The organism is Streptomyces paromomycinus (assembly GCF_003865155.1).
Classification (GTDB): Bacteria; Actinomycetota; Actinomycetes; order Streptomycetales; family Streptomycetaceae; genus Streptomyces; species Streptomyces chrestomyceticus.
In genome coordinates this window covers 7,326,954-7,348,813 of sequence record NZ_BHZD01000001.1, presented here as the reverse complement: position 1 = coordinate 7,348,813, position 21,860 = coordinate 7,326,954, and the positions used below count along the sequence as shown (strand labels likewise).

The following is a 21,860-nucleotide window of genomic DNA, read 5'->3' as shown; positions in this document are numbered from 1 at the left end:
GGGGCGGGGTGTTTGTCAGGGAGGGGCCGGGGAGGGCGGTCATCTGATCGCAACCTGTGGGGGCTGTTGCGGGTGGGGCTGCTGAGCCAGAATCTACGCGCGTTGTCCATGAGTGTTGTGGTGGTCGGAGTGTCGCGGTGGGCGACGGTCCCGCCGCGGTCCCCGCCACGGGGCCTGCCGGAGGTCCGTCGCCGTCGCCGGTGTCCGCTGCCGCCGTGTTTCGTCGAAGGAGATGTTCATGCCGCTCGGCCGTAGGAAGTTTCTGGGGAGTTCGGTCGTCACGGGCGCGGGGGCCGCGCTCATCGGCACGGGGGCGCCGTCGGCGGCGGCCGCACCGGCGTCCGGCGGTGGGGGGCGGCCGGCGCGGCGTTACGCCTTCACGGTCATGGGGACCACGGATCTGCACGGCAATGTCTTCAACTGGGATTACGCGGCCGACGCGGAATTCGACGACAAGGACCACAACGATGTGGGGCTGGCGAAGATTTCCACGCTGGTGCGGCGGGTCCGGGAGGAGAAGGGGGCGCGCAATACGCTGCTGATCGACGCGGGTGACACGATTCAGGGTACGCAGCTGGCGTATTACTACGCGAAGGTCGACCCGATCACGGGGCCGAACGGTCCGGTGCATCCGATGGCGAAGGCGATGAACGCCATCGGTTACGACGCGGCGGCGCTCGGCAACCACGAGTTCAATTACGGCCTGGGGGTGCTGCGGAAGTTCGAGGAGCACTGTGACTTCCCGTTGCTGGGGGCGAACGCGGTGGACGCGAAGTCGTTGCGGCCGGCTTTTCCGCCGTACTGGATGAAGCGGCTGCATACGCCGTGCGGTGGCCAGGTGAAGGTGGCGGTGCTGGGGCTGACGAATCCGGGGGTCGCGATCTGGGACAAGGCGCATGTGCAGGGGAAGCTGGCGTTTCCGGGGCTGGAGGAGCAGGCGGCGAAGTGGGTGCCGAGGCTGCGGTCGATGGGTGCGGACGTGGTGATCGTGTCGGCGCATTCGGGGACGAGCGGCACGTCGTCGTACGGGGACCAGCTGCCGCACGTGGAGAACGCGGCGGCGTTGGTGGCGGAGCGGGTGCCGGGGATCGACGCGATTCTGGTGGGGCACGCGCATGTGGAGGTGCCGGAGCGACGGGTGGTGAACCGGGAGTCCGGTCGTGAGGTGGTGCTGTCGGAGCCGTTGAAGTGGGGGCAGCGGCTGACGGTCTTCGACTTCGAACTGGTGCGGTCGCGGGGGCGCTGGTCGGTGGATTCGGTGTCGGCGAAGGTGCTGAATTCCAATACGGCGCCGGAGGATCCGCGCATCACGCGGCTGCTGCGTTCCGAGCAGCGGAAGGTGGTGGCGTACGTCAATCAGGTCATCGGGCGGTCGAAGGCGGAGATGACCGCGGCCCAGGCGCCGTACCGGGACACGCCGGTGCTGGATTTCATCGCGTTCGTCCAGGCGGAGGCGGTGCGGAAGGCGTTGGCGGGCGGTGCGTACGCGAAGTTGCCGGTGCTGTCGCAGGCTTCGTGTTTCTCGCGTTCGGCGACGGTTCCGGCGGGTGCGGTGACGATCCGGTCGATGGCCGCGCTGTATCCGTTCGACAATACGCTGGAGGCCCGGGTGCTGACCGGGAAGCAGCTGCGGGAGTATCTGGAGTTCTCCGCGCGGTATTACGTGCGGACGCCGGCGGGTGGTCCGGTCGATCCGGCGAAGCTGACGAATGCGGACGGGATTCCGGATTACAACTACGACGCGGTGAGCGGTGTCTCGTACGAGATCGACATAGCGCGGGAGCCGGGGCGGCGGATCGGGAAGCTGTCGTTCGAGGGGAGGCCGGTGGCGGACGACGCGCGGTTCGTGCTGGCGGTGAACAACTACCGGGCGAGCGGTGGTGGCAATTTCCCGCAGGTGGCGAAGGCGCCGCAGGTGTGGTCGACGTCGGAGGAGATCCGGAACGTGATCATCGGATGGGTGAAGGAGACCGGGGAGATCGATCCGGCGCGGTTCGCGGCCGAGGAGTGGCGGCTGACCCGGGACGGGGTGCCGGTGTTCTGACCTCGGGCGGCATTCCGACCCGGCGCGGTGTGCGGCGGCCCAGGTGTCCGTAGGGGCGGAGCCTGGGCCGGGCGGGTCAGGGGTTCTCGATGAGGGTGGAGTTGGGGCGGGGGATGTCGGTGAGGTTGCGGGGCGGGGAGGGGCGCAGGCCGAAGGTGGTGAAGGCGGTGCGTGCGGGGAGGGGGTAGGTGGTGCTGTCGGTGAGGGAGTTGAGGATGGTGGCGCTGCGCCAGGCCGAGAGGCCGAGGTCGGGGGTGCCGACGCCGTGGGTGTGGTGTTCGGCGTTCTGTACGTAGACGGAGCCGGTGACGCAGGGGTCGAGGAGGAGCCGCTGGTCGGCGTCGATACGGGGGCGTCCGGCGGCGTCGCGGCGCATGTAGGGGTCGAGGGCGGCGAGCAGGGTGTCGGTGCGGCCTTCGCGGTAGCCGGTGGCGAGGACGACGGCGTCGGTGGTCAGGCGGGAGCGGGCGCCCTGGTGGGGGTGGTCGAGGTGGAGTTCGACCTTGGTGGTGCCGACGCGGCCGGCGGTGCGGACGGTGACGCCGGGGGTGAGGGTGGCGTCGGGCCAGCCGCCGTGCAGGGTGCGGCGGTAGAGCTCGTCGTGGATGGCGGCGAGGGTGGCGTGGTCGATGCCCTTGTGGAGCTGCCACTGGCCGGGGAGGAGCTGGTCGCGTACGGGTTCGGGGAGGGCGTGGAAGTAGCGGGTGTAGTCGGGGGTGAAGTGTTCGAGGCCGAGTTTGCTGTATTCCATGGGGGCGAAGGCGGCGGTGCGGGCCAGCCAGTGGAGGCCTTCGCGGCCGGTGGGGCGGGAGCGCAGCAGGTCGAGGAAGACTTCGGCGCCGGACTGTCCCGCGCCGACGACGGTGATGTGGTCGGCGGTCAGCAGGCGTTCGCGGTGGGCGAGGTAGTCGGCGGCGTGCAGGACGGGGACGGCGGGGGCGTCGACGAGGGGTTTGAGGGGGTCGGGGACGTGCGGGACGGTGCCGATGCCGAGGGCGAGGTTGCGGGCGTGGGTGCGGCCGAGCGCTTCGGCTTCGCCGTCGTCGCCGAGCTGGGTGTAGTCGACTTCGAAGGAGGCGCGGTCGCTGTTCCAGCGGACGGCGTCGACCTGGTGGCGGAAGTGCAGGCCGGGGAGGTTTTCGCTGACCCAGCGGCAGTAGGCGTCGTATTCGGCGCGGTGGATGTGGAAGCGTTCGGCGAAGTAGAAGGGGAAGAGGCGGTCCCGGTGTTTGAGGTAGTTCAGGAAGCTCCAGGGGCTGGCGGGGTCGGCGAGGGTGACGAGGTCGGCGAGGAAGGGGACTTGGAGGGTGGCGTCCTCGATGAGGAGGCCGGGGTGCCAGCGGAAGGCGGGGCGCTGGTCGTAGAAGGCGGTGCGCAGGTGGGTGAGGGGCTGGGCGAGGGCGGCGAGGGAGAGGTTGAAGGGGCCGATGCCGATGCCGGCGAGGTCCAGGGGTGTGTCGGGGTCGTCGGGCTGCCGGAGGGTGGCGGGTTCGGGGGCGGGGTCGGGGGGCCGGGTGACGGCGGTGCGGAGGCCGGTGTGGGCGGGGCGTCCGGGGCCCGGGGACGGGAGTTGGAGGGTGATGGCTTCGGGGTGGGGGGTGGTGCTCATCGGGAGGTGTGGCCTTCCACGAGTTTGAGGAGCGAGGCGAGGTCGTCGGTGGTGGTGTGGGGGTTGAGGAGGGTGGCTTTGAGCCAGAGGCCGGTGGGGGTGGCGGCGCGGCCGAGGACGGCGCGGCCCTGGTGCAGGAGGCGGCGGCGGATGGTGGCGACGGTGGTGTCGTCGGCGCCGGTGGGGCGGAAGAGGACGGTGCTGAGGACGGGGTGGGAGTGGAGTTCGAAGGCGGGGTGGTCGTCGATGAGGCCGGCGAAGGTGCGGGCGGCGGCGAGGGTGCGGTCGACGAGGTCGGCGAGGCCCGTGCGGCCGAGGGCCTGGAGGGTGACGGCCATCTTCAGGATGTCGGGGCGGCGGGTGGTGCGCAGGGAGCGGCCGAGGAGGTCGGGGAGGCCGGCTTCGGTGTCGTCGTCGGCGTTGAGGTAGGCGGCGCGGTGGGTGAGCGGGGCGAGGTCGGCGGCGCGGGGGACGGCGAGGAGGCCGGCGGCGACCGGCTGCCAGCCGAGTTTGTGCAGGTCGAGGGTGACGGTGTGGGCGCGGTGCAGGCCGTCGAGGAGGGGACGGTGGGTGGCGCTGAAGAGGAGCGGGCCGCCGTACGCGGCGTCGACGTGGAGGCGGGCGCCGTGGGCGCGGGTGAGGTCGGCGAGGGCGGGCAGCGGGTCGATGGCGCCGGTGTCGGTGGTGCCCGCGGTGGCGCAGACGAGAACGGGGACGGCGGGGGCTCCGGGGCTGCCGGGGTGACGGAGGTCGGTGAGTGCGGTGTGGAGGGTGTGGGGGTCGAGGGTGCCGTCGGGGGTGGGCAGGGTGAGGGGTTCGGGGAGGCCGAGGAGCCAGGCGGCGCGGTGGACGCTGTGGTGGGCGTTGGCGCCGCAGACGATGCGCAGGGGTTCGGTGTGGCGGGTACGGGCGTGTTCGCGGGCGAGGAGGAGGCCGAGCTGGTTGGACTCGGTGCCGCCGGTGGTGACGAGGGCGTCGGGCTGTTCGTCCTCGTGGGAACGTCCGGGGATGGCGGGGGTGGCGGGCCTGTAGGGGTGGGCGAGGCTCGTGAGGATGTGAGGGATGCCTGGGGTGTGCGGTTGCCGGGGGCGGCGCGGGGAGGTGCCGGTGCCGTACGGGCGGGGGGATGCGGCGGGGCTGTACGGGAGAGGAGCGACGTCGGGGTCGTACGGGGGCGGGGAGTTGTCTGGCCCGTACGGAGGCGCGGAGGCGTCCGGCCCGTACGGAGGCGCGGAGGTGTCCGGTCCGTACGGGGGCGCGGAGGTATCCGGGCCGTACGGGGGCGCGGAGGTATCCGGGCCGTACGGATAGACGAGGGCGGCGAGTTCGCGGGCTGTGCTGGCTTCGAGGGCGGAGGCCGCGGGGGCCTGGTCCCAGGAGTCCATGGACGGGTTGAGGGCGGCGGCGGCCAGGTCGGCCGCTGCGGCGAGGGCCAGCGGCGGGCAGTGCAGATGGGCCGCGCAGTGCGGGTCGGCGGGATCGGCCGCGCCTTCGGCCAGGGCGCGGACCAGGGCGTGCAGCGCTTCGTGCGGACCGCGGCCGGTCTCGGGGAGGACGGGCCCGGTGGCCTCCCGCAGCCGCGCGGCGACCCGGCCGGGCCCCCCGGCGGGCAGCGGCCCGCCCCGGGCTTCGGCACCGTCGCGCAGCGCGTCGAGGACGGTGCCGAGGAGGGGGCGCAGGGCATCGGGGCCTGCGGCTCCGCCGGCGAGGGGCGGGGTGTTCATGGGCGGTCCTTCGGGTGCGCGACAGCGGGCACACCACAGACTGGCCGGGGCCGGGTGGCGTACCTGCCGAGCTGGGCGAGCTCAACCCGAAAGGGGTACCCAGGTGCTGGGCGGGGCGGCGGTGATCGGATTGCCTGCTATGCAGTCCGTAGGGGTTAGGGGCGAGCGGGGGCCGGCTGCGGCCGGGGCCGGGGGCCGGGGCGGAAGCTGGGTGGGCGCGTGACGGAACCTTTCCTCTCGTACGCGGCCGTCTCCGCAAGCCCGGCGCCGCCCCGGCGCTTCCCGCGCCCCGGCACTTCCCGCGCCCCGGCGGGCTCGGCGGCCGTCACTCCCCCCGGCGGCCTGGCGCCCCCGCCACACCTACCGGCCCCGGCGGCCCCGCCGCCCCGCGCGCCGCGTCGTCACTCCCCCCGTACCCGCAGCGCCCTCCTCAGATCGTCGAGTTGGTCGATGAGCTTGCGGCGCAGGGCCGGGGACGGGTCGGCGGTGCGCAGGCACTCCTCGCCCAGCTGGAGGGTGGCCGTGTCGACGAACGGGGCGGGGAAGGCGAAGCGGCCGGCGGATTCGGCGAGGGCGGGGCCGCGGCGGGCGGCGAGGGCCACGGCTTCGGGGAAGTAGCGGGTGACGTAGGGGCGTACGAGGTCGAGCTGTTCGGGGGCCCAGAAGCCGGCGGCGGTGGCGTTGAAGAGGTAGTTGGACAGGTCGGTGTGCTCGTCGGTGGGGAACAGGGCGTCCCAGGCCGCTTGTTTGGCGGCCGGGTCCGGCAGGGCAGCGTGGCAGGTGGCGGCGCCCTGCCGGCCGGTGGCGCTGGGGTCGCGGGCCAGCTCGTCCTCGATGGCGGCGGGGGTGGTGGCGCCGAGGACGGCTAGCCGGCCGAGGATGCGCCAGCGCAGCTCCGGGTCGAGGGCGGGGCCGCCGGGGACGCTGCCGCCGGAGAGCCAGTCCTGTATGCCGTCGGGGGTGGTGGCGCTGTCGATGAAGGTGCGGACGGCGGCGAGGCGCAGTCCTTGGCCGTCGCCGTTCTCGGAGCCTTCGGTGCGGCGCAGGATGTCGCGGGCGATGGTGCTGAGGGTGTTCAGCGCGGCGGGCCGGCCGGCGGCGGGGAGGTAGCGGTCGGCGATCTGGGTGCGGGCGAAGGCGAGGGTGCCGGAGACGATGGCGATGTCGGTTTCGTACGGGAGGTGGGCGCGGGCGGCGTCCAGGTAGGCGGTGGGGGGCAGCTCGCCGTCGCGGACCATGTCGCGGGCGGCGTTCCACACGACGGCGCGGGTGAGGGGGTCGGGCAGGCCGGAGAGCGCCTCGCGGACGGTGTCCCAGGAGGCGGGGTCGAGGCGGACCTTGGCGTAGGTGAGGTCGCCGTCGTTGAGGAGGATCAGGGCGGGGCGGGGGCCGGGGGCGGTGTGGAGGCGCCGCGGGGCGCTGTCCCGGGCGCGGGTGGAGCCGGTGCCGGCGGCCGGTGCGGTGCCGGGCGCACCGGGAGTCGCGGAGGTCCCCGGTGCGTCGGAGGCCGTAATGGTGCGGTGGTCCCGGGGTGGCGCCGCGGGGATGTCCCAGGCGAGGTGGTCGCGGGCGACGAGGCGGGTGGGGTCGGTGGGGTCGCGGTCGTACAGGCCGGCGGTGAGGTGGTGGGGGCGGCTGCCGTCCCGGTCGACGCGGAGTGTCCAGCCGCCGGGTGCGGTGCCGACGACGGGGGTGAGTGTGTCGGCCCCGGTGGTGCGCAGCCAGTTGTCGGCCCAGGTGTGCACGTCCCGGTCGGTGGCCTGGGCGAGGGAGTCGACGAAGTCGGCGAGGGTGGCGTTGCCGAAGCGGTGGCGGGTGATGTGGTCGTTGATGCCGGCGAGGAAGTCCTTCTCGCCCATCCAGGCGACGAGCTGGCGCAGCGCGGAGGCGCCCTTGGCGTAGGAGATGCCGTCGAAGTTGAGGAGGGCGGAGGCGGTGTCGGGCACGTCCTCGGGGGCGGGGGCGACGGGGTGGGTGGAGGGGCGCTGGTCGGCGTCGTAGCCCCAGCTCTTGCGGGCGATGCCGAAGTCGGTCCAGGTGTCGGTGTGGTGCGTGGCCTCGGAGAGGACCTGGTAGCCCATGTACTCGGCGAAGGACTCGTTGAGCCATATGTCGTCCCACCACGCGAGGGTGACGAGGTCGCCGAACCACATGTGGGCCATCTCGTGGGCGATGACCATGCCGCGGGACTGACGCTCGGTGTCGGTGACGGCGGAGCGGAAGACGAAGTCGTCGCGGAGGGTGACCAGGCCGGGGTTCTCCATGGCGCCCATGTTGAACTCGGGGACGAACGCCTGGTCGTAGGAGTCGAAGGGGTAGGGCTCGTCGAAGAGGGTGTGGTAGCGGTCGTAGCAGCGGCGGGTGATGTCGAGGATCTCTTCGGCGTCCGCGGTCAGGTGGGGGGCCAGGGAGCCGCGGCAGTGGATGCCGAAGGGCAGTCCGGCGTGTTCGGTGCGGACGGTGTGCCAGGGGCCGGCCGCGACGGCGACGAGGTAGGTGCTGATGGGCGGGGTGGGGGCGAGGACGACGTGGTTCGTCTCGCCGTCCTGGCGGGTGGCGGTGCTGTTGCCGAGGACGGTCCAGCCGCCGGGTGCGGTGACGCCCAGTTCGAAGACGGCCTTCAGGTCGGGCTGGTCGAAGGCGGCGAAGACGCGCTGGGCGTTGTCCAGGAACAGCTGGGTGTAGACGTAGGTCTCGCCGTCGGCGGGGTCGGTGAAGCGGTGCATGCCCTCGCCGGTGCGGGAGTAGGGCATGGTCGCTTCGAGGCGGAGTTCGTGGTCGCCTTCGGTGAGGCCGGTGAGCGGCAGGCGGTTGCCGTCGAGGGCCGCCGGGTCGAGGGGGCGGCCGTCGAGGGTGGCGGAGCGCAGCTCGTGCGGCGCGACGTCGATGAAGGTGTCGCCCGGGGTGCGCGCACTGAAGCGGACGGCCGTGCGGGACACGAAGTGGTCGGGGCCGTGGGTGAGGTCGAGGTCGATCGCGTAGCGGTGGACGTCGAGGAGTCGGGCTCGGGTCTGCGCCTCGTCGCGCGTCAGTGCGGGCATGTCCTCATGCTGCCGTACGGCACTGACAGCGCGCACTCGACCCGTGATTTTCCCGGCCCGGCCGGGCCCCGCGCGTGCTTCGGCGGGTGCTCGGCGCGGGCTTGGCCCGTGCTTGGCGCGGGCCCTGGGGCGTGGCCGTCTCAGCCGATGCGCGGCGGGTCGTCGGGGTCGGGTACGCGGGTGGACCAGCCGCCGGGGACGTGGTGTCCCTGGCGGGCGCGGAAGCGGACGGGCGCGGTGCCGACGCGGCGGGTGAACAGGCGGCTGAAGTAGGCCGGGTCGGTGTAGCCGACGCGGCGGGCGACGGCGGCGACGGGGAGTTCGGTGGCGGCGAGAAGTTCTTTGGCGTGGCCGAGGCGGATGGCCAGGAGGTAGTCCTTGGGGCTGCATCCGGCGCCGCGGCGTACGGCGGTGCGCAGGGCGGCGGGGGTCATGCCGTGGCGGGCGGCGTGTTCGGCGACGGACAGGGGCAGGAACGCGTCGCGGGCGAGGGCCTGGAGTACGGGGTCGCCGTCCGCGTCGGTGTCGGCGCGGGCGCGCCGCAGGGCGACCAGGAGTTCGTGGACGGCGGCGGCGGTCTCGACTTCGAGGAGGGGGTTGCCGCGGCGGGCGGCGCGGGTGATGCGGCCGATGGCGGTGCGGGCGGCGGCGGTGTCGGCGAGCGGGACGAGGGGGCGGTCGGGCTCGATGTAGCCGAGTTCGGTGTAGGTGCTGGTGGCGGGGCCGGTGAAGTCGACGAAGCTCTCGTCCCAGCCGGTGTGCGGGTCGGCGCCGTAGTGGTGGGGGACGCCGGGGAGGAGCCACAGGAGGGCGGGGGCGGTGACGGGTGTGCGGGTGCCGTCGGGGGTGGCGGACCAGCCGCGGCCGGCGTGGACGACGACGGCGACGTGGTGGTCGAGGACGCGGGGGCCGACGGGCGGCAGGGTGCCGTGCTGGAGTCCGACGCCGAGGCAGACCAGGCCGAGCCGGTGGTGGACCGGGCTCGGTGTGAAGTACCGCATCCAGGTGTGGTACATGCGGGCTTCCTCCCGTCTCCGCGCAGCGGGGGCGTGTCCGTACGGGGCGGCGCGTCGCGCCGGGGCCGTCCGTGGCGTGGGTGTTTCCGCGTCCGGTCGGTCACCCACGTCTCCTGATCGATGAGACTCCTGTGCCGTCCGACTTCCGTCCGAGTTCCGTCCGGCTTCCGTCCGACTTCCGTCCAATCACTGCCGATCTTTGTCCATGGATTCCCGTGCCGCCAGTGGTGAGGGTGACCGGGACGGCGGAACGGGACAGGGCGGGCGGTATGGGCGAGTTCGTGGTGGGCGAGCGGGATTTCGAGCGGGACGGGCGGCCGGTGCGGCTGCTGTCGGGGGCCCTGCACTACTTCCGGGTGCACGAGGCGCAGTGGGGGCACCGGCTGGCGATGCTGCGCGCCATGGGGCTGAACTGCGTCGAGACGTACGTGCCCTGGAACCTGCACGAGCCGCGGCCCGGCGTCCACCGCGATCCGGAGGCGCTGGGCCGCTTCCTGGACGCGGCACGAGCGGCGGGGCTGCTGGCGCTGGTCAGGCCCGGTCCGTACATCTGCGCGGAGTGGGAGAACGGCGGGCTGCCGCATTGGCTGACCGGTCCGCTGGGGCGGCGGGTGCGGACGCGCGACGCGAAGTATCTGCGGGCGGTGGACGCGTGGTTCGGGCGGCTGCTGCCGCAGGTGGTGGCGCGGCAGTACGACCGTGGCGGCCCGGTGGTGATGGTGCAGGCGGAGAACGAGTACGGGTCGTACGGCAGCGACCGGGCGTATCTGGCGCACATGGTGGGCCTGCTGCGCGGGCTGGGGGTGAGCGTGCCGCTGTTCACTTCGGACGGTCCGGAGGACCACATGCTCACCGGCGGTTCGGTGCCCGGTGTCCTGGCGACGGCCAACTTCGGGTCGGGGGCGCGGGAGGCGTTCGCGGCGCTGCGGCGTCATCAGGCGCGCGGGCCGCTGATGTGCATGGAGTTCTGGTGCGGCTGGTTCTCCCACTGGGGTGACGCTTCGGTGGTGCGCTCTTCGGGGGACGCGGCGGACGCGTTGCGGGAGATCCTGGAGTGCGGTGCGTCGGTCAACGTCTACATGGCGCACGGTGGTACGAACTTCGGGGGCTGGGCGGGGGCGAACCGTTCCGGCGAGCTGCACGACGGGGAGTTGCGGCCCACCGTCACGTCGTACGACTACGACGCGCCGATCGACGAACGCGGTCGCCCCACGAAGAAGTTCCACCGGTTCCGTGAAGTCCTCGCCGCGTATGCACCCGGCCCGCTGCCCGAGGTCCCCGTACCGCCGCCGGTCCTCGGTGCGCCCGTACGGGCCGAGCCCGGCGGGTGGGCGCCGCTCGCGGACGTGCTGGACGTCCTCGGCGGTCCCGAGGTGACGTCAGGTGCGCCGCCGACGTTCGAGGAACTGGACGTGGACCGTGGCGTGGTGCGGTACCGCTTCGAGGTCCCCGGGCCGCGCGGGCCGCTTCCGCTGCGGGTGGCAGGGCTGCGCGACCTGGCGGTGACGTATGTGGACGGGGTGCGCGGGCCGACCCTGGCCGGGGAGGACGGGATGATCGGGGCGGCGGTGGCCGGGCCCGCCACCGTGGAGCTGTGGGTGGAGTCGCTGGGGCGCGTCAACTACGGTCCGCGGCTCGGGGAGCCGAAGGGCCTCACGGGCGGGGTGCTGCACGAGCGGCAGTACCTGCACGGAGTACGGGCGCGGGGGCTGCGGCTGGACGCACTGGAGGACGAGGCGGCGGTGCGGCGGGTGCCGTTCAGGGGTTACGGCGACCGCCCCTCCGGTTCCGGGCAGCCGGGCCTCCACCGGGCCACGCTGTCCGTCCCTTCCCCCGGTGACGCCGCCCTCGAACTGCCCGGCTGGACGCGCGGCTTCGTCTGGGTGAACGGCTTCTGCCTGGGCCGTTACTGGGCGGCCGGTCCGCAGCGGTCCCTGTTCGTCCCCGGCCCGGTGCTGCGTCCGGGCGTCAACGAGCTGCTTCTGCTGGAGCTGGAGGGCGCCCCCGCCCTTGAGGGGGAGCGGGCAGGGGCGCCCCGTCTGGTGCCCTGACGCGCCGGGCTCCGCGCCCGACGCGCCGGTCTTCCGCGCCGGGCCGGCCGATCTCCGGTGCCTGACGTGTCAGGCTTCCCGTACCTCGAAGGCGTCCAGGACGAATTCCGCCTTCCCGTCGTCGCCCGTCTTGCGCAGTCCCACCCACGCCTCGCCGCTCTCCGGGGCGGTGAACTCGTAGGTGTGGGAGGTGGGCCGGGTGGCGACGGGCAGCGGAGTGCGGCTCAGTTCGCGGACCGCCGGATTGTCGACGGCTGTGATCCAGGCGTACTGGCCGGCCTTCTCGTTCTCGTAGCGGAAACTGACCCGGTAGCGGCGTCCGGGGAGGAAACGCACGGTGTGCGGCACGGTCCGGTAGACCAGTCCCGCGTTCTCGCCGCGGGACTTCAGGGACTGGCCGCCGTCGATGACGTCATCGACGGCCTTGCCGTTCCAGCCGCGCTGGGTGAAGGGCGCGTGCCGCTGCGCGATGTGCGTGCGCGGGTCGGTGACCTGGCCCGCGTCGCCCTTGACGAAGGGGCCCCAGCCTTGCGGTACGTGCTCGAAATCCTCGTATGCGACGGTGCCGGGACGAAGGGTGGGAACCGCGGGGACGACCCGCACGTTGTCGAATCGAATACGCGGAGTGCCCGCCGCAGTGCGGAGGGTGAGGGTGGCGGGACCGCCGCCCTCGGGGACGGTGAAGGGGGTGAACATCCGTTGGAAGCGAGTGCCGTGCTTGCGGTCGGCGGCGACAAAGTTCCCGGCGGTGGACGTCTCGGTCCAGTTGGCGGCCGTGACGCCGTCGCCGGTGCGTACCTCCAGCGCGGCCCGGCGCCGCTCCTCCGGCCGCGCGCCGACCTCCACCTGCACGGAGGCCGTGTATGTGCCGGGGGCGAGGCGGGTGAGCCGCTGGCTGACGGTTGCCGCGCCGCCCGCGCCGACGACCAGTTCGTAGTCCCCGAGGGCGCTCGGCTCGACGGTGGCGGGCCCGCTGACCTGCCAGGCGTCGAGGGTGCCGGAGTGGAAGCCGGGGTCGGCGAGCGGCGTGCCCTCGCCCCAGCCGGGTCCGCTCCGGCCGGCTCCGTGCCGGGCGTGGCCACCGCTTCCCTGGCCCCAGCCGCGGCCTCCCTGGGCCGGGGCGGGGCGGCGGTAGAGGACGTACGGCTGCCCTGCCGCGGCGGTGACGGTGACCTTGCCGCCGCGTACGGTCAGCCGCTCCGGCCGGCTCCGGCCCTGGTCGGTGAGCCGGTAGGCGTACACGCTCCGGGTGCCGGACCAGCCGCGGGGCAGCGTCCAGGTGGTCGTGCCGCCACCGGGGTTGTAGTGGTAGAGCTTCTCGGGGTCGGTGGCGCGGCGGGGTTCCCAGGGCAGCAGGTAGGTGCCGCCGTCGTACACCAGGCGTCCGTCGGTGGTGATGCGGCGGGTGCCGCCGGTGTCGGTGACGGTGGTGCCGGTCGGCCCCTCGAAGGTGATCTCGTGATCGCGCCAGGTGCGGATCGGGTACGCCTGGAGGTACTTGGCGGGCAGTGCGTCCACCCAGATGATCTTGTAGAAGGCGTGCCAGTCGGTCTTGCCGACCCAGCCTTCGAAGTTGCCCATGCGGGCGCCGCCCAGCAGCGTGGGCCACTTGTCGGCGAACACGTCCTTCTGGTGGTTGCGGACGAAGCGGATGAGGCGGGAGTTGATGCCGCGGGAGGTGTCGCCGCCGTAGTCGGTCTCGTTGGCCCAGTGCGACCACAGGGCGGAGCGCTCCAGGCCGTGGCCCCATTCGGTGGTCACCTGCCAGCCCTGGGCGCGCAGGTGGCGCTGGAGGCGGTCGGAGTTCCATCCGGACTCGCGGAAGACGTCGATGTAGAGGGTGTTCAGGGCCGGGTCGGTCTCCTCGCGGAGCTGCCGGAAGCGGCGGACGATGTCGCCGGAGACCAGGTCGCGGCGGGCGTCGATGCGGTACGACTGGTCGAGCCAGTCCCACTGGGCGTCGTTCTTGTCGACCAGGGTCTCGGAGAAGGCGTGCGCGACGGGATAGGACTCGGTGGCGTTGACGTGCACGGCGAAGTCGCTGTGCCACGTCTTTCCGGCCCGCAGCAGGGTGTTGAGGTCGGCGAGGCCCCCGGCGCGGGCGTTGTGGTTGCCGCCGTAGTCGGGGTGGGCGGAGTCGTGGCCTTCGGACTGGTAGCCCTTCAGGAGCGTGAACTGCCGCAGCCCGTCGGTGGCGAGCGCGATCCGCTTGACGTTGTCGAGGGTGGCCAGGAAGGGGTTGGTGGCCTGGCTGGCGAAGTTGAAGGGGATGTGGGCGACGACGCGCAGGTGCTGCTCGTCGGCGCCGAGCGGGTCGACCATGATGTCGCGCAGCGCGATGGCCGCGTCCTGCCAGTCGGCGGTGCCGTCGCCGTTGCGGTCGCGGGTGATGACGACGGTGGCGTACGGCAGGGGCTCGGTGTCGTCCAGGGGCGCGGTGGCCGCGCGGTGGGTCCACTGGCCGCAGCCGAGGCGCGCGTAGCGGTGGCCGCCGCTCGCGGAGGTCTGCCGCCACAGCCGCCCGTTCTCCCAGGTGGTGGCGCCGCTGGGCGTGTCGTACACGGTGTTGGTCTCGACGGCGGCGGCCAGCTCGCCGGTGGCGGCCACCGCGTACGCGCATCCCGTGGGGGCGGCGTCCACCGGGGTGGCGGGCGTGATCCGGACGAGGGTGTCACCGCTCTTGGCCTTGTCCAGGTCGATCCGGGCGGCCAGCAGAGCGGCGCCGGGCTGGTCGCTGCGGACGCTCAGCAGGGCGAGCCCGGGAATCTGGAGGGTGCCCACGCGGAGGGCCGGGGTGTCGGCGATCCTGGTGACGCGCCAGTCGACGTGCCAGCCGCCGACGGTGATCTCGGCGTCGATCTCGGTGCCGCCGTCGAAGGCGAGGGTGTAGGTGATGCGGTCGGCGGCCGGGCGGGAAGTGACCCGGGGCGTGCGGGCGGTGCCGTCGACGAGGAGCCGGGTGACCGGCTCGGGCTGGCCGTACAGGACGGCGCCGGTGCCCCGGTCGGTGTAGGAGAGGACACGGGGGAAGCCGGTGTCGACGCGGACCTCCAAGGCGCCGGAGCGCAGCACCGCCTCACCGGCCTGGGGGCGCGGGTACGGGGCGGTGCCGGTGCCGGTGCTTCCGGCGTGTGCGCTGGTGGCGGTGAGCGGGAGGGTGGCGGCGATTCCGGCGAGTGCGGTGCCGGCGACGAGCTTTCTGCGGGTGGGGCCGGGGGCGGGGTCGGTCGGGGGTTCGGGGCCGGTCAGGGGTCCGGGGCCGGTCGAGGGTCCGGGGCCGGTCAGGAGTCCGGGGCCGGTCGAGGGTCCGGGGCCGGTCGGGGTCGGCTCGGGCGCAGGGGCTCGCCCGACGGTCGCGGCTTGCGCTTCTGCCGGTTGTCCCGTTTCCGTCGGCTGTCCCGCGTTCGCCGGTCGGCCCGCGCCTGTCTGCTGCGCTCCTGTCGGCTGCTCCGCTCCTGTCGGTCCGTTCACGAGCGCTCTCCGTCCTTCGCACCGGCTCTGTCCGTCGCGGGACAGGGTGCTGGGTGCGCGGCGGGTGCGCCCATGGACAAAGGAGCGGGAGGTGTTGGACTAACGGACCGGGGGCGAGGGGGCCCGGTACAGCCGGAGCGGGGCGTACGGGCCGCCGGGACAGCCGGGACAGCCGGGACAGCCGGGTCAGCCGGGTCAGCCGGAGGGCTCCTTCCCGCAGTACCCCCCGTACCCCCCGTACCCCCCGTACCTCCCCTACTCCCTGTCCCCCTCCCCCTCCCCGGCTTCCAGCGGCAGCACGGCCCGTACCTCCCAGCCGCCCTCCGGTGGGGGGCCTGCGGTCAGCCGGCCGCCCATCGCCTCGGCGCGTTCGGTGAGGCCGGCCAGGCCGAAGCCGCCGCCGCGGGCCTGATCGGAGAGGCGGGCGGGGTGTCCGCCATCGTCGGTGACGCGCAGTTCCAGGCCGGACGGGACGGTGCGGAGCTTGATGCGGACGACGGTGGCGTCCGCGGCGTGCTTGCGGATGTTGGTGAGGGCTTCGCGGACGATGCGGTAGACGGCGGCGGCGACTTCGGCGGGGACCGTCTCGTCGAGGCCGTTCTCGATGTGCAGGGCGACGGGTGGGCCGGTGCGCGCGTAAGCCTCGGTGAGGGTGTGCACGTCGGCCAGTCCGGCGAGCGGCCGGCTGCGTGCGGCGTTCTCCCGCAGGACGTGGACCAGGCGGCGCATCGCGCTCAGGGCCTCGCCGCCGGAGGTCTCGATCCGTTCGAAGGCGGCGTCCGCTCGTGGCCCGTCGAGTGCGGTGAAGCGGGCGGCGCGGGCCTGGACGACGATGCCGGTGACGTGGTGGGCGACCACGTCGTGCAGTTCGCGGGCGAGTTCCAGGCGTTCGGCGGTCCGTACGGCGGCCAGGTCGCGCATCCGCTGGGCGTCCTGCCAGCGCAGGATCATCGAATAGGCGCTGACGACGACGGTCAGTACGCCGTAGACGACGGTCCACAGGCCCAGCCGGATGTCGCGCATCGGGGCGAGCACGCAAGCCAGACCCAGCAGGGGGCCGAGGACCGCGGCGGTGCGGCCGGGGGCGCGGTGCACCACGCCGGTGAGCAGGACCAGCAGGGCGATGCCTTCACCGAGTCCCCACACCGCGAGGGCGTGCTGTCCGGCGATCAGGATCACCGAGGCGGCGAGGGAGACACTCGCGGCGGTCCAGGCGCGGATGCGCAGCGGCACGCGGGCGTTGGGTACGGCGCACAGGCAGACGACGACAGCGGCGGCGACGACGGTGGCGTGCGGACGGGTGGGCTGCCGGGCCAGCGCGACGCTCTCGAAGCCGATGAGGAAGAGCAGAACCGCGGCGAGGGCGGCTTTGCCGGCGGTGGCCTTACGCGGGTGGGCGCGTGCCCACCCGGTCAGCGGGCTCACGGTGCGGCCGGTCCGCCGCCGGTGCGTCCCGTGGCGAGCCCGCTCTCCCAGGCCCAGGCGGCGATCTCGACGCGGTTGCGGGCGTCCAGTTTGATCTGAACGTTGGCGAGGTGAGTCTTGACGGTGGACAGCGAGACGTAGAGTTCGGCGGCGATCTCGGCGTTGGTCCGGCCGCGGGCGAGGGCGCGTACGACGTCCTGTTCGCGGTCGGTCAGCGGCTCGGCGAGGGTACGGGTGGTGCCGCCGGCTGTGGCGGGGGCCAGTTCGCGCAGCAGCCGTACGGTGATCGCGGGCGAGATCAGCGCGTCACCGGCCGCAGCGGCGCGTACCGCCTCCACGAGCATGGCCGGGCTGGCGTCCTTGAGCAGGAAGCCGGAGGCGCCGCCGTGCAGCGCGGCGTGCACGTAGGCGTCGAGGTCGAAGGTGGTGACGATGACGATGCGCGGCTTGTGCCCGTGCTCGGGGTGGGCGGCGGCGCGCTCGGCGAGACGGCGGGTGACCTCCAGGCCGTCGGTCCCGGGCATCCGGATGTCGAGCAGCAGGACGTCGGGGCGCAGCCGGTCCACCGCGGACAGGGCCGCCGTGCCGTCCACGACGTCGGCGAGGACCTCGATGTCCGGCTGGCTCTCCAGGATCATCCGGAAGCCCGTCCGGACCATCTCCTGGTCGTCCGCGATGATCACGCTGATCGCCATGTGTCCCTGTGTCTCTCGCCCTGTCCGTGCTCCGTACGTCGTGCGCCGCGCCCTGTGTCCGGTGCCCGGCAGCGGTCCGGGCCGCTCCCGTTGCGTTCCATCTGAACTGCGGTGATTGCGCCCCGCAACCGCTGGGACGGGCCCGGCCCGGTCACCGGCCGGCGTCCCGTGCGGCGGAGTGGCCGTCGTAGTGCGGGGGCCGGCAACAGGTGGACGGGTGCAGCGGCCGACAGCAGGCCGACGGGCGCGGGGGCCGGCAGCAGGCCGGCGGGTACGGAGATCGGCAGGAGGCCGACGGGCGCGGAGATCGGCAGGAGGCCGGCGGGTACGGAGATCGGCAGGAGGCCGGCGGGTACGGAGATCGGTAACAGGCCGGCGGGTACGGAGACCGGCAACAGGCCGACGGGCGCGGGTCCGGGCGTCCGGCGTACTCATAGTCACGGTGTCCAGGAGTTCGAGCGGCACAGTGCGGGCCCGGGCAGTCGCGGGACCGGGGTGCCCGTACGGCGCAGTCTCCGTCGGCGTGGGCGGCGCTGCTGGAACGGTCGGTCCGGTCGGTCCAGTCGAACCGGTCGAACCGGTCGGTCCGGTCGAGCCGGTCGAGCCGATCGAGCCGATCGAGCCGATCGAGCCGGTCGGCAGTGCCGGGCTGATCGGTTCCGGCGAGAGTGGCAGGCGTCGTCGGCACGGCCTGAAGATCGTGGCCACCGCTGCCGAGCAGCAGCCAGGTGACGGCCGCGGCGGAGGCGGCCAGCAGCAGGGCGGCGATCGCCGTCGTCCGGTGGTCGCCAGGGCAGGCAGGGCCGTGCCCCGGAGGCTGTGGCGTGCGGCGGAGGCGAGGCTCGGTGGTCACCCGGCCCACGCTAGAAAGAGGGCGCGCGGGCGGGTATCGGCCTTCCGGCCAAGCGTCGGCGCCCGTACCCCGGCCGAAAGGACGAGCGGGGTACCTCTCTGGTAGGACCGCCAGGCGCCGCAGACCCTGCACCACTCGGCCAGGCCCCACAGGCCCCGGAACAACCCGGCCAAGCCCCCACAAAACCCAGAACGCCCCAGCCAACCCCCGAGGGGCCGAGTACGCCCCGGCCAAACCCCCGCAAAACCCAGAACGCCCCGGCCAAACCCCCGCAGAACCCGGAACGACCCAGCCAACCCCCGAGGGGCCGAGTACGCCCCGGCATAGCCCCAACAAGACTTGGTACAACTCGGCCAGGCCCCAGCAGGACCCGTAAACCACCCCCAGGCCCCAGCAGGCCCCAGCAGGCCCCACCAGCCCCCGTCGCCCCCGTCGGCCCCGTCGCCCCCGTCGACCCCGTCGCCCCGTCAGCCCCCGCTGGCCCCGTCGCCCCCGTCCCCCGTCAACCCTGTCAGCCCTGTCAGCCTCCTTAGGCCCGCCAGCCCCCACCATCCCCCAGGACCAGACAACACGACCGCGCCCCCGTGCCCTCCGGCACCGGGACGCGGCCTCCGCGCTACATGGCGGCTGTCAGTCCGCCGGCCTCCCGGCCGGCCTGACCGTCGGCCCGCCGGGCCTGGACCTCAGCCCGCCAGCCCCTCAGCGGCCTTCTTGATGTCCGCGGCGAAGGTGCTCACCTCGGTGTACACGCCGGGCTTGCCGGGGCGGGCGCAGCCCTCGCCCCAGCTGACGATGCCGACCTGGAGCCACTGGCCGGCCTCGTCCTTGCGGAACATCGGGCCGCCGGAGTCGCCCTGGCAGGTGTCGGTGCCGCCGGTGTCCAGCTTCCCGGCGCAGATCTCCTCGCCGGGGGTGAGCTGGTCGCCGTAGGCCTTCTTGCAGGTGGCGTCGTCGACGAAGGGGACCTTGGCCTTGAGGAGGTAGCGCTGCTGCTGGCCGCCCTCCTTGTCGGCGCCCCAGCCGGCTATGTCGAACTCGCCGGTGGTGAGCTTGTCGTCGGTGGCGATCTTCAGGGTCGGCAGGTCGATGGGCTTGGCGAGCTTGATGAGTGCCCAGTCCTTGCCCTTGCCGTTGTAGCCGGGGGCCTGGAGGACCTCGGTGGACTTCACGCTGACGGCCTTGGAGTCCTCCAGGTCGACGACGCCCGCGGTGGCCGTGATGGAGGTGTTGGGGCCGCTGCCGTCCACGCAGTGGGCGGCGGTGAGCACGACGTCCTTGGCGTAGAGGGCGCCGCCGCAGCCCATCGACAGCCGGACCATGAACGGGAATTCGCCCTGGCTCGCCTTGGTGCCACCGACGATCTTGGTGTGGATGCCGTCGGCCTGCGGTGTGGGGGTGGGCGCGGCGTTGGCGGCGGCGGGCTGGAGGCTGACGGCCGCGAGGGCGACGGCCGCGGCGGCGGTGGCTCTCTTCAGGTTCTTCAGCTGGCTTCGCAACGGGCTTCCTTTCGTGGGGGGTTGCACGTCGATGTCAGGCCCATGCCAACGCGAGAACCGGAAAGGACCGCCGTAAAACGTGCCGACAAATCGGCAGCACGCCGCAAGGCGTCCGGACCCAGTGGGGGATGAGCCCGCAAAGCGCCCTTGGATTATGTGGAGTCGGCGATCACAGTGGCAAGGGTGTACATCTGACCAACTCCTGTTCTACCCAGGTCACCTGCGGCCCATACCGGACGTTCCCGGCGAGACGTACAGTGGTCGGGTGGCGGCGACGGGAAGACCGGGCAGCTCCGGCGGTGACATCGAACACGGCTATCCGCACCTCGACACGGTGCGCGCGGCCGTCACCGCGCTCTACAAACGCCTGTCGCACGACACGGTGCGCACCTTCGACACGAGCGTCCCGCCCGCCGAAGTCTCCTTCGACGACGGGGAAGAGCTGTACGCGGGCGCGCAGCGGGTGGCCCGCGCCATGGTGCGGCACCTGCGGCTGCCCGACGCACGGGCGATCGTCGCCTTCCGCGACATGACGCTCGCGGCCAACGTCGAACTGACCGCGGGGCCCGAGTACTTCGTCGAGCTGAACTCCCGCTTCAAGACGCACCGCCGGGACATCGGCGCCGCCCTGGCCCACGAGGTGATGCACGTCTACCTGCACCGCCTCGACCTGTCCTTCCCCGGCACCCGCGCCAACGAGATCCTCACCGACACCGCCACCGCCTACCTGGGTGCGGGCTGGCTGCTGCTGGACGCGTACCGCGAACACGGGCCGTTCGCGCAGAAGCTGGGCTACCTGACCCCGGAGGAGTTCGGTTACGTCCTCGCCAAGCGCGCGCTGCTCTTCGGCGAGGACCCGGCGCCGTGGTTCACCAGCCCGCAGGCGTACGACGCTTACAAGGCGGGCATGGCGCTGGCCCGCCGCGACGCGCAGCAGCCGCCGCTGGCCGCGGCCGGCTGGACGGGCCGCCGCCGCTACGCCGGAGCCAGGCGAGCGGCCCAGGACCCGCGGCGCGCCGGCCGGTCCGACAGTCGCGCACCGGCCGGCGGTTACGCCTTCGAGGGCAGTGCGCCGCTGTGCGTGTCTTTTCCCTGCCCGACGTGCCACCAGCGCATCCGCGTCCCGGTGCGCGGCCGGCTGCGGGCCCGCTGCGGACTGTGCCGTACGGAGCTGGAGTGCGACACGTAGCGATAGGTAGCGACACGTAGCGATACGTAGCGGCACCTAGCGACGCATAGCAACCTGTAGCGGCACCTAGCGACGCTAGCAGCCTGTAGCAGCACCTAGCGGCGCGCAGCAACGCATAGCAACCCGTAGCGACGGCAGCAGCACGCAGCCGCCCCCCACCAGCAGCTCCGACGGCACCTACCCGCAGGCAGTTCCCCCCGCCTCAGCCGTGGCAGACCACCTTCGCGGCCCCGGCCCCGTGATGGGCGCGGTCCCGGCCCGGCGAGTGGTTGTCGCCGCGGTCCATCAGCTTCACGCCGATCTTGTTCTGGCGGACCGGGAAGGTGCCGACCGTCTGCCAGCTGCCCCGGTGCGCGACCTGGTCGATGGCGAAGTCCCCGACCTTGGTGCCCGGGTTGAAGGGGTCGGTGAGCACCTGGTAGTGGGTCGGGCTGCCCTGGGAGTCACGATCGCTGGGGCCCCAGGGGACGTAGACCGACACCTGGCAACTGCGGGACTGCGGACCCGGCTCCCACCACCACATGATGTTGTTGTTCGTGTCCTTGTTCGGGTCGCCGGACATCGGTACGGACGTGAACTGGCCGCTGCAGCCGCCGTCACGGGTGCTGCCGCCGCTGAGCCCGTACCAGCCCACGCCGACCTCGCCGTGCACGCCGGCCTGGTGGTAACCGCCGCGCTCGGGCGTCGGGCAGCCGGGGCCCGCGATGCCCTCGTACGTGACCTTGGCGTTGGCGCCCTTGACCTTCGGCGGGTCGGGCTTCTTGTTCTCGGGCTTCGGGGTCTTCTTGGGGGTGGGGGTGCCGGCCGGGGTCTTCTCCGCGTCCGGCTTGGGCGCCTCGGGCTTCTTCTCGTCCGGTGTCGCGCCGGGTGCCTTGCCGGGCTTGGCCGACGGCAGCGGGTTGCCGGTCTTGGTCTGCTGCGGCTGCTTGGCGGCGACGGCCTGCTCCTGGCCGTCGCCGAAGCGCACCTGGGAGACGCCGAGGGTGGCGAGCGCCACCGCGCCCACGCCGACCCCGGCCAGGACGGGCAGGCCGAGCGCCGTCTTCCACACCCGGCGGCCGGGTGCCAGGCCGCGCTTGGGGGTGCGCGCGTTCTTGGAGAAGGCTTCCGCGAAACCGGACCGGGACGGGTCGGATGCGCCGGAGCGGTCCGGTCCGGCGCTCTTGTTCGGTCGTGACAACGGGGGTTCCTCCTGGGGGTGGTCGGGGGTGGCGGACCGGGATCGGATTGGGCCCGGCGGGGTGCG

General features: G+C 73.1%; 12 protein-coding genes. 3 read left to right on the top strand and 9 right to left on the bottom strand.

Annotated elements, in window-relative coordinates; translation table 11 throughout:
- Window positions 1-238: 238 nt before the first annotated feature.
- Entirely contained in the window at window positions 239-2,044 is a 1,806-nt protein-coding gene (locus tag OEIGOIKO_RS31635; protein WP_125056904.1) for a bifunctional metallophosphatase/5'-nucleotidase, read from the top strand.
- A 76-nt stretch (window positions 2,045-2,120) separates the two neighbouring features.
- On the opposite strand, the gene OEIGOIKO_RS31630 is transcribed toward OEIGOIKO_RS31635, so the two are convergent.
- The 4 genes from OEIGOIKO_RS31630 to OEIGOIKO_RS31610 form a co-directional block, all read right to left on the bottom strand.
- Window positions 2,121-3,653, bottom strand: coding sequence for a lysine N(6)-hydroxylase/L-ornithine N(5)-oxygenase family protein (locus OEIGOIKO_RS31630; protein ID WP_125056903.1), 1,533 nt, complete (start codon window positions 3,651-3,653; stop codon window positions 2,121-2,123).
- On the bottom strand, window positions 3,650-5,377 hold the full coding sequence (locus OEIGOIKO_RS43185) for a pyridoxal-dependent decarboxylase (protein WP_246177657.1): 1,728 nt from the start codon (window positions 5,375-5,377) through the stop codon (window positions 3,650-3,652). The genes OEIGOIKO_RS31630 and OEIGOIKO_RS43185 overlap by 4 nt, the downstream gene beginning before the upstream one ends.
- 401 nt (window positions 5,378-5,778) lie before the next feature.
- Entirely contained in the window at window positions 5,779-8,418 is a 2,640-nt protein-coding gene (pepN, locus tag OEIGOIKO_RS31615; protein ID WP_125056902.1) for an aminopeptidase N, read from the bottom strand.
- A gap of 140 nt (window positions 8,419-8,558) precedes the next feature.
- Window positions 8,559-9,434 carry a helix-turn-helix domain-containing protein gene (locus OEIGOIKO_RS31610; protein ID WP_125056901.1) on the bottom strand — a complete coding sequence of 292 codons (876 nt, stop codon included), beginning with the start codon at window positions 9,432-9,434 and terminating at the stop codon, window positions 8,559-8,561.
- A 269-nt stretch (window positions 9,435-9,703) separates the two neighbouring features.
- On the opposite strand from OEIGOIKO_RS31610, the gene OEIGOIKO_RS31605 reads away from it, so the two are divergent.
- Entirely contained in the window at window positions 9,704-11,485 is a 1,782-nt protein-coding gene (locus OEIGOIKO_RS31605) for a beta-galactosidase (RefSeq protein ID WP_125056900.1), read from the top strand.
- 69 nt (window positions 11,486-11,554) lie between these two features.
- Here the strand turns inward: OEIGOIKO_RS31605 and OEIGOIKO_RS31600 are convergent, their stop codons facing one another.
- The 4 genes from OEIGOIKO_RS31600 to OEIGOIKO_RS31580 all read right to left on the bottom strand — a co-directional run bounded on the left by OEIGOIKO_RS31600 (window position 11,555) and on the right by OEIGOIKO_RS31580 (window position 19,425).
- Complete coding sequence (locus OEIGOIKO_RS31600) at window positions 11,555-14,734, bottom strand: endo-alpha-N-acetylgalactosaminidase family protein (protein WP_125059212.1); 3,180 nt, start codon at window positions 14,732-14,734, stop codon at window positions 11,555-11,557.
- Window positions 14,735-15,211: 477 nt separating this feature from the next.
- Window positions 15,212-16,372, bottom strand: coding sequence for a sensor histidine kinase (locus OEIGOIKO_RS31595; protein ID WP_125059209.1), 1,161 nt, complete (start codon window positions 16,370-16,372; stop codon window positions 15,212-15,214).
- A 5-nt stretch (window positions 16,373-16,377) separates the two neighbouring features.
- Window positions 16,378-17,076, bottom strand: a complete 699-nt coding sequence (locus OEIGOIKO_RS31590; RefSeq protein ID WP_125059207.1) for a response regulator — start codon at window positions 17,074-17,076, stop codon at window positions 16,378-16,380.
- A gap of 1,536 nt (window positions 17,077-18,612) precedes the next feature.
- The gene (locus OEIGOIKO_RS31580; RefSeq protein WP_125056899.1) at window positions 18,613-19,425 is read right to left on the bottom strand and encodes a S1 family peptidase; all 813 of its coding nucleotides are present in this window, start codon (window positions 19,423-19,425) and stop codon (window positions 18,613-18,615) included.
- 265 nt (window positions 19,426-19,690) lie between these two features.
- On the opposite strand from OEIGOIKO_RS31580, the gene OEIGOIKO_RS31575 reads away from it, so the two are divergent.
- Window positions 19,691-20,614 carry a hypothetical protein gene (locus OEIGOIKO_RS31575; RefSeq protein ID WP_125056898.1) on the top strand — a complete coding sequence of 308 codons (924 nt, stop codon included), beginning with the start codon at window positions 19,691-19,693 and terminating at the stop codon, window positions 20,612-20,614.
- A 202-nt stretch (window positions 20,615-20,816) separates the two neighbouring features.
- Here OEIGOIKO_RS31575 and OEIGOIKO_RS31570 read toward each other — a convergent pair whose 3' ends face one another.
- Entirely contained in the window at window positions 20,817-21,794 is a 978-nt protein-coding gene (locus OEIGOIKO_RS31570; protein ID WP_125056897.1) for a hypothetical protein, read from the bottom strand.
- Window positions 21,795-21,860: the final 66 nt, after the last annotated feature.